Genomic DNA, 15,244 nt, shown 5'->3' on the forward strand with positions numbered 1-15,244 from the left:
AATGTTTTGGCGAAGTGTCGTAGGGAAGCTTTGGTTTACCATTTTAGCTTTAGTCTCTGTTGTCCTTAGTATTTTGATGGTGCTGATGCTTCAATCATTTGAGAGATTCCATGTAAATGAGGCAGAGTCGCAGCTTGTTAACCATGCGACAATGATTGCTTCTATGTATGAAGGCTACGAAAATGAAAGAGATGCACTTTATACGATTGATCAATATGGGCAGGCTTTTGATACCCATATTATTATCCTTGTAGATGGAGAGAAAACATGGAGCACAGATGAAGCTGAAGCTCATCAAGTAACGCTGGATACATTTTTTACAGATGAGACATTATCACAAGTGTTTTCTGGTGAAAAAGTCGTGATGACAGAAGGAGACTTTATTTTTGTTGGAGATGGAGAAGAAGTTCATTCCGAGATTATGGTTGTAGGCGTTCCGCTGTCTCCTGAGCGATTTGATGATGGGGCTGTATTTCTGTATCAATCATTAGCTGCGATTGAAGAGGCGTCGAATGAAACAAAGCAAATTATTTATTTCTCCGCTGGTATTGCGTTAGTTCTAACAACGATTTTTGCTTTCTTCTTATCGACTCGAATTAATGCACCTTTGCGTAAAATGAGGGAAGTAGCTTTAGAGGTGGCTCAAGGTAAATTTGACACAAAAATACCGATCCTTACTCATGATGAGATTGGTCACCTAGCAATTGCATTTAACCGAATGGGTCGTGAATTAAATACGAATATTAATGCCTTAAACCAAGAGAAGGAGCAACTTTCCCGCATTTTAGGGAGTATGGCTGATGGTGTTATTACGTTAAATAAGAAAGGCCGGGTTGTTTTGACTAATCCACCGGCTGAGCGATTTATTCAATCTTGGTACTATGAGCAGGGAATGAAGCATGATAGTGATGAACCACTACCAGCTGCACTACAAACATTGTTTGAGAAGGTTGTTTTGTTAGAAAAAGAACAAGTAGCTGAAGTAGAAATGCAAGGGAGAAGCTGGACGGTTTTAATGACACCATTATACGATCGTCAGGAGATACGGGGAGCAGTCGCTGTTCTTCGAGATATGACGGAAGATCGCAGGCATGATAAACTTCGTAAAGACTTTATTGCCAATGTCTCACATGAGCTACGGACACCTATCTCAATGTTGCAAGGGTATAGTGAAGCAATTATTGATGATATTGCTGGCTCTGATGAAGAGAAAAAAGAAATTGCTAAAATCATTTATGATGAGTCTTTACGAATGGGTAGATTAGTAAATGAACTTCTTGATATTGCTAGAATGGAAGCTGGACATGTTGAACTGAATAAAGAAGAGTTGGATATTCAGTCATTTGCAGAACGTGTTATTCGGAAATTCCATGGTTTAGCTAGAGAGCAAGGAATTGATGTTTCATTAGAGATGGTTGACGTGACAACGATAAAATGTGATCCAGATCGAATTGAGCAAGTGTTAACAAATTTATTGCATAATGCAATTCGACATACAAGTGAAAATGGTAAAGTCAAGCTAATTATTCGCGGTTATAATGAAGGATGTAAATTTGATGTTGTTGATACAGGCTCAGGCATACCGGAAGCAGATCTGCCATATGTGTTTGAACGCTTTTACAAAGCGGATAAAGCTAGGACGAGAGGACGTGGAGGGACAGGTCTTGGTCTTGCAATTGCGAAAAATATCGTAGTAGCGCACGATGGCCATATATCCGTTCACAGTAAAATGAATGAAGGAACGACATTTTCCTTCTTCATTCCAGGGAATAGACAATCTTAGGTAATAATAGGTCTTCCTCTACTATTATAGTTGTAGAGGAAGATCTTTTTTATCCTTATTAGGTCGATAACTTATAATAAGCAGCAATCCAGCGTTCTTTTGTTTTCGAATCAGTGAATGAGAGATAATGAAATAATGTCAGTAAGCTTTTGCGGTCCATATTTTTAATAAAAACAAGAATAACTTTCTCATCTTTTGTTTGCTTTAAAAAGGTGATTAGTTCATATCTCATTTGCAGCTCCTTCTTATTGAGTGACTTGTTTGGTTAGCTGATTTCTTGCAGATTTCGCAGCCTTCACCATAACCTCTAAAGCGGCAACCGTTTCTTTTTCGCCGCGTGTTTTTAACCCGCAGTCTGGATTTACCCAAAAGAGTTCAGCTGGTAAAACCGACAGTGCTCGTTCAATAGTTGAAGTCATTTCACCTTCACTTGGAACACGAGGACTGTGAATATCGTACACGCCAAGTCCGATTCCTTTGTCATAGACATTTGTCTCAAATGCTGAGATGATTTCCGCATGACTTCTTGATGTTTCAATGGAGATAACATCGGCATCAAGTTCTTTTATAGCTTCGATAATTTCATTAAAATCGCTGTAACACATATGTGTATGAATTTGTGTCGTTTCTGCTACATCTGATGTGCTCATACGGAAGGCTTCAACGGCCCAATTTAAATACGCATCATGTTTTTCTTTCTTTAATGGTAGACCTTCTCTTAAAGCAGGTTCATCAACTTGTATCATGGTAATTCCCGCATTTTCTAATGATTGTACTTCTTTTAGTAAAGCTTCTGCAATTTGATAGGCCACTTCTTTGTGCGGGATATCGTTACGAACAAAGGACCAATTCAAAATTGTAACTGGACCGGTTAACATTCCTTTAACTGGACGGTCGGTAAGAGACTGAGCATAAAGTGTTTCATTAAGCGTCATCGGTTTATCGAGTGATACGTTACCGAAAATGATTGGTGGTTTAACGCAGCGTGATCCATATGATTGCACCCAGCCATTTTTAGAAAAGGCAAATCCATTTAACTTCTCACCAAAAAATTCAACCATATCATTTCGTTCAAATTCTCCATGTACGAGTACATCAATATCTAACTCTTCTTGAATGCGAATCCATCTTTCAATCATGGACTTGATGTTAGCCTCGTATGTATCATTTGATAGTTCGCCTTGTCTCCATTTAAATCGAGCTTTTCTGATCTCCGTAGTCTGAGGAAAGCTACCAATTGTTGTTGTTGGTAGAAGAGGCAAATTCCATTTTTGGTTTTGTAATTGATATCTCTCCTGAAATTCCTTCGTTCGTTTTGTAGGAAGCCCGGCAGTTTCCTTTCTTAAACGCCAATTTGATTGGTTTAGTTTTTCAAACGTCTGTTGGTGACGGTTCAATAACGATTGTGATGCCTGAGATGGGTCATTTATCACCTCTTTTAGTAACCGTAACTCATCAAGTTTTTCGTCGCCAAAAGCTAAAGCTTCTTTAACAATTGGATCTAGCCCTGTTTCTTGGTCCAAACAAACAGGAACGTGCAGCAAGCTAGAGGATGGTTGTAGAATTTGATTTTTAAACGGAACAAGCTTGTTAAGCCTATCTAAAAATTGATGACTTTCTAGCAGATTGCTTCTCCAAATATTCCTTCCATCAATGATTCCTACCCCTAATACTTTATCTACAGGAAAACCAAATCGTTCAATAGCATCAATGTTTTCTTTATAGCCATATACAAAATCGAGACCAATTCCTTTAACCGGAATTTGTACTAATTGTTCATAGTGAGAAACGGACTCAAAATACGTTTGCAATAAGATATCGACATTGGGTACGTTTGTTACAATTTCACGGTAAAGGTTAGAGAAAATCTCCATTTCCTCGTTTGTTATATCCATAGCAAGATATGGCTCATCTACTTGTACGAGTTTCGCACCGGCATCAGCAAGTTCAGACAACAATTGTGTATATACTGGAACAAAACTGTTTAAGATGCTAGCAAACTCTTCTTCTTTATAGCCTTTTGCTAGTTTTAAGAAAGTAAAAGGTCCAAGAATAACGGGTTTACCAATAATATTTAATTCTTTTTTCGTTTCTAAGAATGCATGAAGCGGTTTGTTTTCAACTAATTCGGGTTCTTTATCTTCAATTTCTGGAACGATGTAATGATAGTTAGTGTTAAACCACTTCGTCATTTCGCATGCATGTGCTCCTTGGGTACCTCGAGCCATGGCAAAATATGTTGATAAAGAAACAGGGCCTGACGTATGGGCAAAACGTTTCGGCACTAATCCAAACATAGAAGCCGTATCAAGCACATGATCATAGTAAGAGAAATCACCGACAGGAATGTAATCAATACCTTTATCTTTTTGCTTTTGAAGGTGGTGCAGGCGGTACTTTTTCATTCGTGTGGAAAATATTTCCTCGCTGATTGTAGAATCCCAAAATGATTCTAATGTTTTTTTCCATTCACGGTTCTCACCAATACGAGGATAACCTAAATTACTGCTTTTAACTGTTTTCATGAAATAGCCTCCTAAATAATGTTATAAACGAAAAAAATGGATATCATTACCGAAAATAGGGTAACGATATCCATAGAAAAATCAATGATATATTGTTAACACCTCCCTATCTCCCGTAGGTAAAGCAGTGTTGTTAAAATAGGCAGGTCTCCTGGCTCTAGAATCAACGTCATCATGGTCTTCCCAGCCATTGGCCAGTGACAATTCATAATAACTCCTCTATTACAGTGGCGGGACCGCTCCGGATTTTCACCGGATTCCCTTTTAAACTTTGAATCAACATTCAAAGTACCTATTTTCAACATATGAAATTGTTTTAAACTTTATCTTAAGAGGTGGTTGATTGTCAATAGTTTCTTTATTTTCACATTTAGAAAATCTAGTGTTTTTATGTGGATACAAAAATCATGTATACTAAAATGAATGGAGCGTCTCAGGTAATACTACTATCTTGGATAGAACGTACATATTTTTTAGGAAGCGTGTTAAAAAAGCGATTTCATAAAAGGGTAATATTTTAATGAGATAATAATAGGATGAAGGAGGATGTTAGATGAAGTTATATACACGTACAGGTGATGAGGGGAAAACGAGTGTGATAGGAGGAAGGCTTGATAAGGATGACACTCGAGTAATTGCATACGGTACAACAGATGAATTGAATTCATTTATCGGTCAGGCTGTGGCGCAGTTGGACGAAGAACAGTTTCCTGATATAAAAATGGAGTTAATAAAAATTCAACATGAATTGTTTGATTGCGGTGGAGATTTAGCGATGATAAGGGCGACAAAAGAATACCCTTACAAAGCCAAACAAGAAATGATAGATTTCTTAGAGAAGCGAATTGATGTTTATGTTGAAGAAGCTCCTGAATTAGAAAGATTTATTTTACCTGGTGGTGCGGATGCCGCGGCTACACTGCATGTGTGCCGAACTGTTACAAGGAGAGCTGAACGTTATGTAACAAGGCTACAACGCGGGTCAGAGGTGAATCCAATTGTATTAAAATATCTAAACCGGCTTTCGGATTATTTCTTTGCTATTGCCCGAGTCGTCAATGCTAGGCTTGGGGTAAAGGATGTAGAATATGAAAGAAGTGCAATTGTTTTTAAAGGAGGAAAGCGAAAGAAAGAGCAGTAATATGAAGCCATACTATTAGAAAGGCCACTGAAAAAGGTACTGTTTTCACCTTTTTTCAGTGGTCTCTGGTTTTTACCTTTTTCCGTGCCTTCCTATTGCTTAGTGGGATTTGTACTCGATTTTTAACAAGAATTGTGTATTTGCCTGGAATGATTCATATTTCCTCTCATATATTGGTAAATGTGTTGGAACAAGTTAGAGGGGGATATGGGATGAAAAAAAGTTGGCTTGTTGTTCTTTTATTATTAGCTGGGTGTAGCAATGATGTTTCGGCTGAAGGACCGAAACCTGTTGCTGCTCATTCTACTTATTTTCAATCAGAATTGAATTGGAAACAACCTGTATATTGGAAGCTTAATTTAATTGATGAATGGAATGACCAACAACATGATGTCGTTCTAAATGACTATGGATATATGTTTAGTCATTCGCTTGATAAAGAAGCTTTACAACAATTAGCTAGAGAGTTAGCTATGCAAATAGACAAAGCGATGGAAAATCCACGCATCCTTCCAAATGGGGAATTTGCTCCAGGGAAAGAACGAGTGGTTTTATCTGAGCAGGAGCTTGTTGCCCAATTACAAGAATTAGAAGCAGGAACAAAAGATTTAGTGATGCCGATTTCTGTCACTGCACCTTCTGTTTCAGAAGAAGATCTAGTTGGGATTGATCAACGAACGATAGGTGAATTTAAAACACATTTTAACCCTGCCGTTTCAGGGAGATCTCAAAACGTGAAATTATCAGCCGAGGCCATTTCAGGAGTTGTTTTAGGTCCAGGTGACTCGTTTTCATTTAACCAAACAGTTGGAGAGAGAACAAGAGAGCGGGGGTATCAAGAAGCGAAGGAAATTGTTAATAAAGAGTTCGTTATCGGTATTGGAGGAGGTATATGCCAAACGTCATCCACGTTGTTTAATGCAGTCGATAAGGCTGGTTTAGAAATGGTTGAAAGATACACGCATTCTAGAGAAATTGGTTATGTAGCTCCTGGCAGAGATGCAACTGTTTCGTGGGGAGGACCGGATTTTAGGTTTACAAACCCTCATCCATACCCTGTACTAATAAAGTCAGATGTTAGTTTAGAGCGAGGAGAAATCCTTGTGACTGTCCATACGCACTGAGAATGTAAGCATGCTGATGCTTATGTTCTTTTTTTATGGGAACAGAAGGTTTTTTTGATTATGTTATTTAGAATGTTAGCTTGCAACCGCATAATTGTTCTGATTCCATTTCATACTAAAAGCGACAATGTATGGGGAATTCGGAAAGGGTGATAGAAGTGCTTGGAAGATGGCTGTTGAAACAAATTCAAGATAAACGAAAAGAAACACTTCAAGATGCGTTACAGATGTTTCAACAATCAAGTGATTTTGTCATGCATGATTTATCGATCGCCTCCAAAGGGTTTCATATTGCCTATTTTCAAACATTAATTGATACAGATCGTCTAAATAAGGACATACTTCCATTTATCACGGAGTCAGAAAGTCAAACATTAGAGGAAATAGTAAGGGACATTCCCATTCAAGCAAAAGAAATCACTAAATCACCAAATGATTTACGTAAGAAGGTTATGCAAGGTTTTATTGTCATATTTGAAGGGGGAAATCCATCAAAATGTGCAATAGTTGAAGTGGCGCTGGATTCGGGTCGGGAAGTAGCTCCCTCTGAAAATGAATTTACTGTAAATGGTCCACAAGAGTCCTTTATTGAGTCAATAGACACAAATATTAATTTAATCCGGAAACGATTGCCTTTGCCGCAACTAAAAATAAAAGAAATGAAACTTGGAAAAATGACACAAACTCGTGTTTCTTTGTTGTATATAGATGGCATTGTTGACAAAGAAAACTTAAAAACGGTCGAACAAAGATTGTCAGACATTGAATTTGACCAGGTGATTGATTCAAATAGCCTAGCTCAAATGATTAGTGATAATCAGATGTCTGTTTTTCCACAAATGATTAATACACAAAGGCCAGAGCGTGTTGCAGCAGCCATAGCGGAAGGAAAAGTCGCCTTTTTAGCGGATGGATCACCAGAAGCGATCTTCGGTCCGACAACGTTGGTTGAATTTTTCTCATCGTTAGAAGACTACTATATGTCTTGGCACATTTCATCAAGTGTACGGTTATTACGTTTCTTTGCTGTTGCTTTTTCCGTTTTTGCAACTCCTGTATATGTAGCGGTGCTGACATTTCACTATGAATTGATTCCTAGAGATTTGCTCTCAACAATTATTGCATCTAGGAGTAATATCCCTTTTCCGCCGATTATTGAAGCAATTTTTCTTGAATTAACAATTGAGCTATTACGAGAAGCAGGGGCTAGATTACCGACAAAAGTTGGTCAGACTATTGGGATCGTTGGAGGGATTGTTATTGGACAAGCGTCGGTCGAGGCTGGTCTAACAAGCAATATTCTTCTTATTATCGTTGCTTTAGCAGCCCTTGCTTCCTTTACAACACCTGTTTATCAAATGGGCAATACAATTCGTTTAATTCGTTTTCCTATCCTAATAGCCGCTGCTTTTACTGGAGGAGTTGGGATTGCGTTTTTTGCTTTAGTCACAATAGCGCATCTTTTGCAATTGAAGTCACTAGGAAGACCTTATTTTGAACCGATCTTCCCACCTAGATTAACAGATTGGAAAGATGCATTTGTACGACTACCTTTTAACTGGATGTCGTCACGTCCGGTTTATTTAAGACCACGGGATAAAGGTAGGTTTAATTTCTCAAGAGCTAGTAAGAAACATGATATTGATGAATAGTTGGAGGTGAACAAATGGACAATCCTATTAAAGAGAAATATTTAGTTTCAGGGTTTTTAACGTTATTTTTGATTAATGGCATGCAAGTGGGGATGGGGGTTTTAAGCTATCAACGAACGGTCGTTAAAAGTGCTGGGTATGATGCGTGGATCTCGGTCTTAATGGCGGGGATGGTTGTCCATCTGGTTATTGCCTGCATGTATATTTTGCTAAAGCGTTCAAATGGCGATTTAATTTCTATTCATCAGCAAATATTTGGGAAATGGCTTGGGAATACGTTAAGTTTTTTTGCTTGTTTATATTTTGTTGTATTAGGAACTACTGTTTTGCGTGGATATATTGAGATTGTTCAAGTTTGGATGTTTCCAGACCTTCCTACTTGGGGCATGGCTATTGTAGCCGCTGCTTTTTTTTACTATGTTGTTTCTGGAGGATTCAGGACCGTTGTTGGCTTAACTTTCTTAGGTGTCATTATCCCGATTGTATTAGTTCCGATTCTGCTATTGCCATTAGAATTTGCTAATTTTATTAATATGCTTCCTATTTGGAAACATTCGATTGTGGAGCTTGCATTAGGGGCTAAAGAGACGACCTTAAGCTTTCTTGGCTTTGAGCTGTTGCTACTTTATTATCCATTCCTAAAAAACAAAGAGCTTACTCAAAAATGGGCCCACTTTGGAGCAGCGATGACTACGATATCGTATACGGGTCTCATGGTTGTTAGCCTAGCTTTTTATAGTGAAGAACAGTTGAATCGGACGATTTGGGCAACCCTTACTCTTTACAAAGTCGTGCAATTGCCGTTTTTAGAACGATTTGAGTATATTGGTATATCTCTATGGATGTTTCTCATTGTCCCAAATATTGCGCTTGCTTTATGGGCTGCAAGTCGTTGTGCAAAACGAATTTTTCAAATGAATCAAAGAATAGCACTAGTTATATCTTTAGCTTTAATGGTTATAATCGTATTATTAATGCCGACTAGGCAAGAAGTGGGTTTAGTTGATATGTGGGTTGGTGAAATTGGATTTTATCTCGTTTTTGTCTATATACCGATACTAGTCGTTTTGCAAGCGATTGTATTGAAGTTCAGGAGGGGCAGTCATGAACAAACGACTACTATGTAGTTTATTAGTACTGCTGTTGTTTGTTCTATCAGGATGTTTAGAGACAAGGGTTGTGGATGAAGTTTCAATGATTCGTGCAGCAGCATTTGATTTTGATAAGGAAAAGGGATTAAAATTTACGGTTACGTTTCCAACGTTCCCAGAACAAGGACAAGAACAAGAATTGCAACAAGGGATTATTTCTGCAACGGGAGAAACGGCAAAAGGAACGAGAATATCATTAAACAAACAATCTCAAAAGCCAGTAAGGTTTGGGCAACTAAGGCTGTTACTTTTTAGTCAGGAGTTAGCTGAACAAGGAGTGGAAAATACTGTTAGACCCATGTATCGTGATCCTTCCGTTGGAAATCGCATATTACTAGCAGTTGTAGAAGGAAATGATGCTGGAGCTCTACTTGATTCTGATTTAGGAATCGGTGAATTGGCAGGGGTTTATATACCAGAGCTTATTGAACAGAATTATGATACAAGTATATTGCCTCCTACAAATATGCATGAATTTCTTTTTAGTCTTTATAATGATGGACGTGATCCTTACTTGCCATTGCTAGAGCAAACGGATGATCGAATATCAGTAATAGGGACGGCGTTGTTTGATGGAGAAAGGTATCATTCCAAACTTGATCTGAATGACTCTTTTATTTTAAAAATGATGATCGATACAACAAGGCAAGCAGTTCAGCAATTTGAAGTAGAGTATGAAGATGAACAAAGTTATGTTGTACTAGAAAAGCTACATAGTGATGTGAAAAGGAATTTAGATAAATCAGGAGACGTGCCTGTATTTACTCTCGATATATCCATAAAGGGGGCTATCGAAGATTATAACGGAAAGATGAATTTAGATCAGGCCGATATTATCAAAGAAATGGAACAGTCTATTGAAGAACAAATAGCAAATCGAGGTCAGGAATTATTAGTTCAATTTCAAGAAGGAGGTATAGATCCGGTTGGGATGGGAGAAAAATACCGGAGCACTACTAGAGATTGGGATCCAGAAGAATGGGAAAGTTCGTTATATGCAAGTGCTGAATTTAATGTACATGTAAATGTAAAGATTATTCAATCAGGAGCAATTGAGTAAAAAGATTATGGAATAAAACGATTCAAGCTTCAATAGGATAACTATGTGAAACAATGGGTATGATGAATAGATACAAATAAGGAGGAAAGTATGGTTGATTTTATTAAGCGAATTTGTATTGCTCTGGCCCTAGCTACGTTTATTGGCCTACTATTTATAAGTACATCAACATCTTTTGCCCAAACAAAAGAAGAGGTGCCGGAAGAGCTCTTTGAAGCTCTCATCTGGCCCACTGTCGGTGAAATAACCGATACATATGGGACAAGATGGGGCAAGCACTATGGAATTGATATTGCTGCTCCAGAAGGAACGGTTGTTGTAACGATCGCAGATGGTACGGTCAGTAGATCGTACTATTCTGATACATATGGAAATGTCGTTTTTGTAGACCATGAAAATGGACTTGAAACGGTGTATGCTCATCTACATGAAAGAATGGTGGAAGAGGGAGAAGCTCTAACAGAAGGGGAGAAAATTGGTACAGTTGGTACAACTGGAAGATCTTCTGGAAATCACCTGCATTTTGAAGTACATAAAGGAAAGTGGAATGTCGAAAAATCTGAGTCAATAGATCCGTTTCTAGTTCTATCAAAAGAGCCTGAGTATATGTTTGCATCATTAGGAGATGACTCTCCGTATGGGGAAGACTGGAAGCAGCGCGAAATTGTTTCTGTTATGAGTCCAAACCAATTGGAAGAGAGAGATGATCGTTTCGGTTCATATGATAAGCTAGTCGAAGTAACCGTGAATGCAGGAGACACATTATGGAGTCTTTCAAAAAAATTGGGGGTCTCCGTAGATGAGTTAAAAGAGTGGAATCACCTCTCTAGTGACGTTATTACAGTTGATGATACACTTGTTGCGTTTCAAACCAATCAGGTCCACGTCATTCAATCCGGAGAAACGTTAACCTCTATTGCAAGGAGCTATGGAGTGACGGCTGTAGAAATCATAGAACAAAATGATTTACAAACGGATGTGATCATTCCAGGTCAGACCATCGTTATAAATTAATGGACAAGCTTGTGAAAAACTTGTCGAATATGGTAAGATTAAGGCAAGTTATTGATTGATAGGGATGAAATTTTTAATGGAATTGGAACAGGTTAGGGCGGATACGGAGTTATTCCAATGGCTCAACAAACAGACTGATTTGAATAGCTATCAAGTGGACTTGGTTGATGGTTTTATCTTTATGCTCAAAAAAATTAATCAGCACGAATCGATTCGAATGATTAATGAGAAAGAACTACATCCCCGCTTCTGGCGTTCACATGATCGCACGTTTGGATACGGATTGATGAGCCAGAAGACGAAACAAAAGGGTGCACATTTGTATCAATTTTATATTGATGTCGCTTTTGCTGAGGGATTGGTACGCCGAAATCAAAATCGATTAACAGTAACAGAATTAGGGAGAGCGTATTTATTAAGAGATGTGGAAGAGCAGTTGGATGTACTATTCACATATATTTGGTAGCTAAGAATGAAGCAGGGACGAATATAAGTGTCCCTGCTTCTTTTGTTAGCACTCAATTGTTTCAGCAAAGTGAATGCCGTCAATTTGTTTAAGTTCCAGAATAACCTTATCGTCAACAAGTTTATCGACAGCGACCATCATAATCGCTTCTCCACCTTCTTCTTTCCGACCAACTTGCATCGTAGCGATGTTCACTTGATGTTCCGCTAAAAGTTGACCCATACGACCGATTACTCCTGGTCTGTCATTATGTTGAATGTAGATTAAATGACCAGTTGGAGTAAAGTCAACATTGAACCCATTAATATTAACAATTCGTGGGCCATATTCTTTTATATACGTTCCTTTTAATTCAAATATCCGGTCTTCTCCACGGACAACTGCGTGGATGATGTTTGAGTAACCGTACGTATGATTGATTTGTTTTTCACCATAACTAATGCCTCGTTCTTTTGCAATTAAACCCGCATTTACATCATTTACTGCTGCATCAACGCGTGGTTGCAAAAAGCCTGCCATAAGACTACGGGTTGTAATAGATGTTTCTAAACCTGTTACAGTTCCTCCATAATTTACATCAATTTCTTGTACAGGTGTACGCATTACTTGAGAAAGAATATTCCCCATTTTTTTCGTGAGTTCATAAAATGGCTTAACTTTCTCATAGACTTCTTTTGAAAGTGTAGGTAAGTTTATGGAATTGCTAGCCGGTTCGCCTTCAAGGAAGCGCAATACCTCTTCAGAAACTTGAGCAGCTACATTCAGTTGAGCTTCCTTTGTTGAAGCTGCAATATGTGGTGTTCCGATTACATTTGGAAAAGCAATGAGCTCTTTATCTGTTGCTGGTTCTTCTTCAAATACGTCAAGAGCGGCCCCGGCAATGTGGCCGTTAGCTAAGAAATGTTTCAATGCCTGTTCATCAATGATTCCACCACGTGCGCAGTTAATTAAAAATGTACCAGGTTTTGTTTTAGCGATATTTTCCATGCCTAGTAACCCTTTCGTTTCCTTGGTTAGTGGTGTATGAACGGTAATAATATCTGACCCTGTAAGGACTTCATCAAGAGTTGCTGTCGTTACCCCAAGTTTTTCAGCACGGGATTTCGTTAAAAATGGGTCAAAAACGAGCAAAGACATTTCAAACGCTTTTGCACGTTGGGCCAATTGCGTACCAATCCGTCCAAACCCAACAATTCCAAGTGTTTTTCCACGTAGTTCAAATCCTTGAAAGGCTTTTCGATTCCATTCTCCTGCCTTTATAGAAGCAACGGCTTGAGGGATATTTCTAAGTAAAGACATCATCATGGCAAATGTATGTTCAGTTGTGGAAATGGTATTGCCATCAGGTGCATTTACGACGACTACGCCCCGTTTTGTTGCTGCGTCAAGATCAATGTTATCTACTCCTACCCCCGCTCTAGCAACAATTTTTAGATTAGTCATCTTAGTTAATAGCTCATCTGTCACTGTTGTTGCGCTTCGAACAAGCAGAGCATCAAATAGAGATAAATCATCAACCTCGTTTACGTTTTTTTCAACACATTTAACTTGATTGCTCTCTAGTAAAGGGAGCAATCCCTCTTTGCTCATGCTGTCTGAAACTAAAATTTGATATTTCGCTTTTGTTTGATTTCCTGTAGGACGGTCGACAATTACTTGATTCTTCATTCTCTACACTCCTTATCTTTTCAACTTATGTTAGTGAGATACGACAAAAAACCTTCTGCCCACACGACGGCTGTCGTGAGGGGCGGAAGGTTTAAACCGCGGTGCCACCCTCATTCATGCGCAAAGAGAGCGCATCTTAAGGAGATATGTCTCCAAGATAACGGATTATCCGAATGTACCTACTTACACTTCAGTACATGAACTCCGAAGGGCTATCAAGAATGGACCAAACTAGTTCGCAGCAACCACTAGTTCTCTGAATTGGTTTATCATTCTTTCATTCTTCATCATCGTTTCTTGTATGTTGAATTGTCAATAAAGATGAAATAGTACTAATTGTTTGATAATTTAACACAATGTCTTCAAGGTGTCAATATAAAATCTAGAAGTAAATAATTTTTTTTATAAAATGAAAACAAGGTAAATTTATTTCATTTGTATGGTTCAAAGTATTCGTACATATAAATGAGTCGAGGAGGGGTAGTATGAAACATATCGTTAAAAAAGGGGAAACCGTTAAAAAAATAGCGTATTTGTATAACGTACGTCCATTCGATCTATTGTTTTTCAACCCACATATTTATGCCGAAAATAGTTATGTACATCCAGGAATGGAAATTCATATACCAGCTATTCAAGCTGAACAAAACATTATTACTGATTGGGACAGTCAAACAGAATTTTCTCAAAGTGATTTAGAAAAAAGACTTCCTGATTTAAAGAATTTGGGTGTTCGAGTAGAAATCTTAGGTTATTCCGTCATGAATCAACCAATTTATGCCCTTTCAATAGGGAGTGGTAAGAAAGAGGTGTTTTATTCAGGGGGGTGGCATGCAAACGAATGGCATACGAGTAAATTCTTAACTCGTTACATACATGAACTTGCGACCTTTCACAAAAAAGGTGAGCTTATGTATGGATATGATGTATCAAAACTGTTACAAGACGTGACCCTTTATGTTGTACCATTAGTTAATCCAGATGGAGTAGATCTCGTTCTTCAAGGAATTTATCCAGATCATCCATTTTCCAAAGAGGTGCAACACATAAATAAAGGGGCTAAGAGGTTTGAGCACTGGTCGAGTAATATTAGGGGGGTCGACTTAAATCATCAGTGGCCAGCAGGATGGGAAGAGGAAGCAAAAGGTTCACCTCAAATACCTTGGGCAAGGCATTATAGCGGTAAGGGACCGTTAACTGAACCAGAAGCGCAAGCTGTATACCGATTTACAATGGAACATTCATTTGCTTATGTTTTAGCTTTTCATTCTCAGGGGCAAGTGATTTATTGGGGTTACCGTGGATTAGAGCCAAAAGAGAGCAAAGAGATGGTTCATCGATTATCATTAGTAAGTTCATATACACCTGTTCATACAGCTGAAAGTGATGGTGGATATAAGGATTGGTTTATTCAGGAGACAGGTAGAGCGGGCTTTACAATAGAAGTCGGTGTTGGCACCAATCCTTTATCTGTAGAAACTTTTGCAGAGATTTGGTCTAATAATTGCTTACTTGCACTAGAAGGACTTACTCTTTAGAACGTTGCAACAGAAAAAAGATAGCTCAATTTTGAGCTATCTTTCCAGATTGTCGAGAAACCCCACTTTTTTAAAGTGGGGTTTCTATTTTGACTTTATTTCATTCTCTAAGATTTAAGAAA

12 protein-coding genes, 1 riboswitch and 1 other annotated feature are annotated in these 15,244 nt (G+C 38.2%); of the genes, 9 read left to right on the forward strand and 3 right to left on the reverse strand.

What is annotated here, in order from left to right:
- Window position 1 precedes the first annotated feature (1 nt).
- Complete coding sequence (locus SAY88_RS10370; protein ID WP_332631600.1) at window positions 2–1,783, forward strand: ATP-binding protein; 1,782 nt, start codon at window positions 2–4, stop codon at window positions 1,781–1,783.
- A gap of 58 nt (window positions 1,784–1,841) precedes the next feature.
- On the opposite strand, the gene SAY88_RS10375 is transcribed toward SAY88_RS10370, so the two are convergent.
- Complete coding sequence (locus SAY88_RS10375) at window positions 1,842–2,015, reverse strand: hypothetical protein (RefSeq protein WP_332631601.1); 174 nt, start codon at window positions 2,013–2,015, stop codon at window positions 1,842–1,844.
- Window positions 2,016–2,028: 13 nt separating this feature from the next.
- Window positions 2,029–4,308, reverse strand: a complete 2,280-nt coding sequence (metE, locus tag SAY88_RS10380; RefSeq protein ID WP_332631602.1) for a 5-methyltetrahydropteroyltriglutamate--homocysteine S-methyltransferase — start codon at window positions 4,306–4,308, stop codon at window positions 2,029–2,031.
- Window positions 4,309–4,432: 124 nt separating this feature from the next.
- Window positions 4,433–4,620: riboswitch (cobalamin riboswitch) on the reverse strand.
- Window positions 4,621–4,861: 241 nt separating this feature from the next.
- Between metE and SAY88_RS10385 the strand changes: the two genes are divergently transcribed.
- The 7 genes from SAY88_RS10385 (at window position 4,862) to SAY88_RS10415 (ending at window position 11,916) form a co-directional block, all read left to right on the forward strand.
- The gene (locus SAY88_RS10385) at window positions 4,862–5,449 is read left to right on the forward strand and encodes a cob(I)yrinic acid a,c-diamide adenosyltransferase (protein WP_332631603.1); all 588 of its coding nucleotides are present in this window, start codon (window positions 4,862–4,864) and stop codon (window positions 5,447–5,449) included.
- A gap of 212 nt (window positions 5,450–5,661) precedes the next feature.
- Window positions 5,662–6,573 (forward strand): VanW family protein, encoded by a 912-nt coding sequence (locus tag SAY88_RS10390; protein ID WP_332631604.1) that lies wholly within the window; start codon window positions 5,662–5,664, stop codon window positions 6,571–6,573.
- A gap of 176 nt (window positions 6,574–6,749) precedes the next feature.
- Window positions 6,750–8,225: a spore germination protein gene (locus SAY88_RS10395; RefSeq protein WP_332631605.1), complete on the forward strand. Its 1,476-nt coding sequence runs from the start codon at window positions 6,750–6,752 to the stop codon at window positions 8,223–8,225.
- A gap of 14 nt (window positions 8,226–8,239) precedes the next feature.
- The gene (locus SAY88_RS10400) at window positions 8,240–9,352 is read left to right on the forward strand and encodes a GerAB/ArcD/ProY family transporter (RefSeq protein ID WP_332631606.1); all 1,113 of its coding nucleotides are present in this window, start codon (window positions 8,240–8,242) and stop codon (window positions 9,350–9,352) included.
- Window positions 9,330–10,436: a Ger(x)C family spore germination protein gene (locus SAY88_RS10405; RefSeq protein ID WP_332631607.1), complete on the forward strand. Its 1,107-nt coding sequence runs from the start codon at window positions 9,330–9,332 to the stop codon at window positions 10,434–10,436. The genes SAY88_RS10400 and SAY88_RS10405 overlap by 23 nt, the downstream gene beginning before the upstream one ends.
- Before the next feature lie 90 nt (window positions 10,437–10,526).
- Entirely contained in the window at window positions 10,527–11,450 is a 924-nt protein-coding gene (locus tag SAY88_RS10410) for a peptidoglycan DD-metalloendopeptidase family protein (protein ID WP_332631608.1), read from the forward strand.
- Window positions 11,451–11,526: 76 nt separating this feature from the next.
- A complete protein-coding gene (locus SAY88_RS10415; protein WP_332631610.1) occupies window positions 11,527–11,916 on the forward strand; it encodes a hypothetical protein in 390 nt (129 codons plus the stop codon).
- 45 nt (window positions 11,917–11,961) lie between these two features.
- On the opposite strand, the gene serA is transcribed toward SAY88_RS10415, so the two are convergent.
- Window positions 11,962–13,584 (reverse strand): phosphoglycerate dehydrogenase, encoded by a 1,623-nt coding sequence (serA, locus tag SAY88_RS10420; RefSeq protein WP_332631611.1) that lies wholly within the window; start codon window positions 13,582–13,584, stop codon window positions 11,962–11,964.
- Window positions 13,585–13,659: 75 nt separating this feature from the next.
- Window positions 13,660–13,884, reverse strand: a binding site (T-box leader).
- Window positions 13,885–14,069: 185 nt separating this feature from the next.
- Between serA and SAY88_RS10425 the strand changes: the two genes are divergently transcribed.
- The gene (locus tag SAY88_RS10425; RefSeq protein WP_332631613.1) at window positions 14,070–15,122 is read left to right on the forward strand and encodes a M14 family metallopeptidase; all 1,053 of its coding nucleotides are present in this window, start codon (window positions 14,070–14,072) and stop codon (window positions 15,120–15,122) included.
- Window positions 15,123–15,244 lie beyond the last annotated feature (122 nt).

The organism is Halalkalibacter flavus, assembly GCF_036663575.1.
Lineage (GTDB): Bacteria > Bacillota > Bacilli > Bacillales > Bacillaceae_D > Halalkalibacter > Halalkalibacter flavus.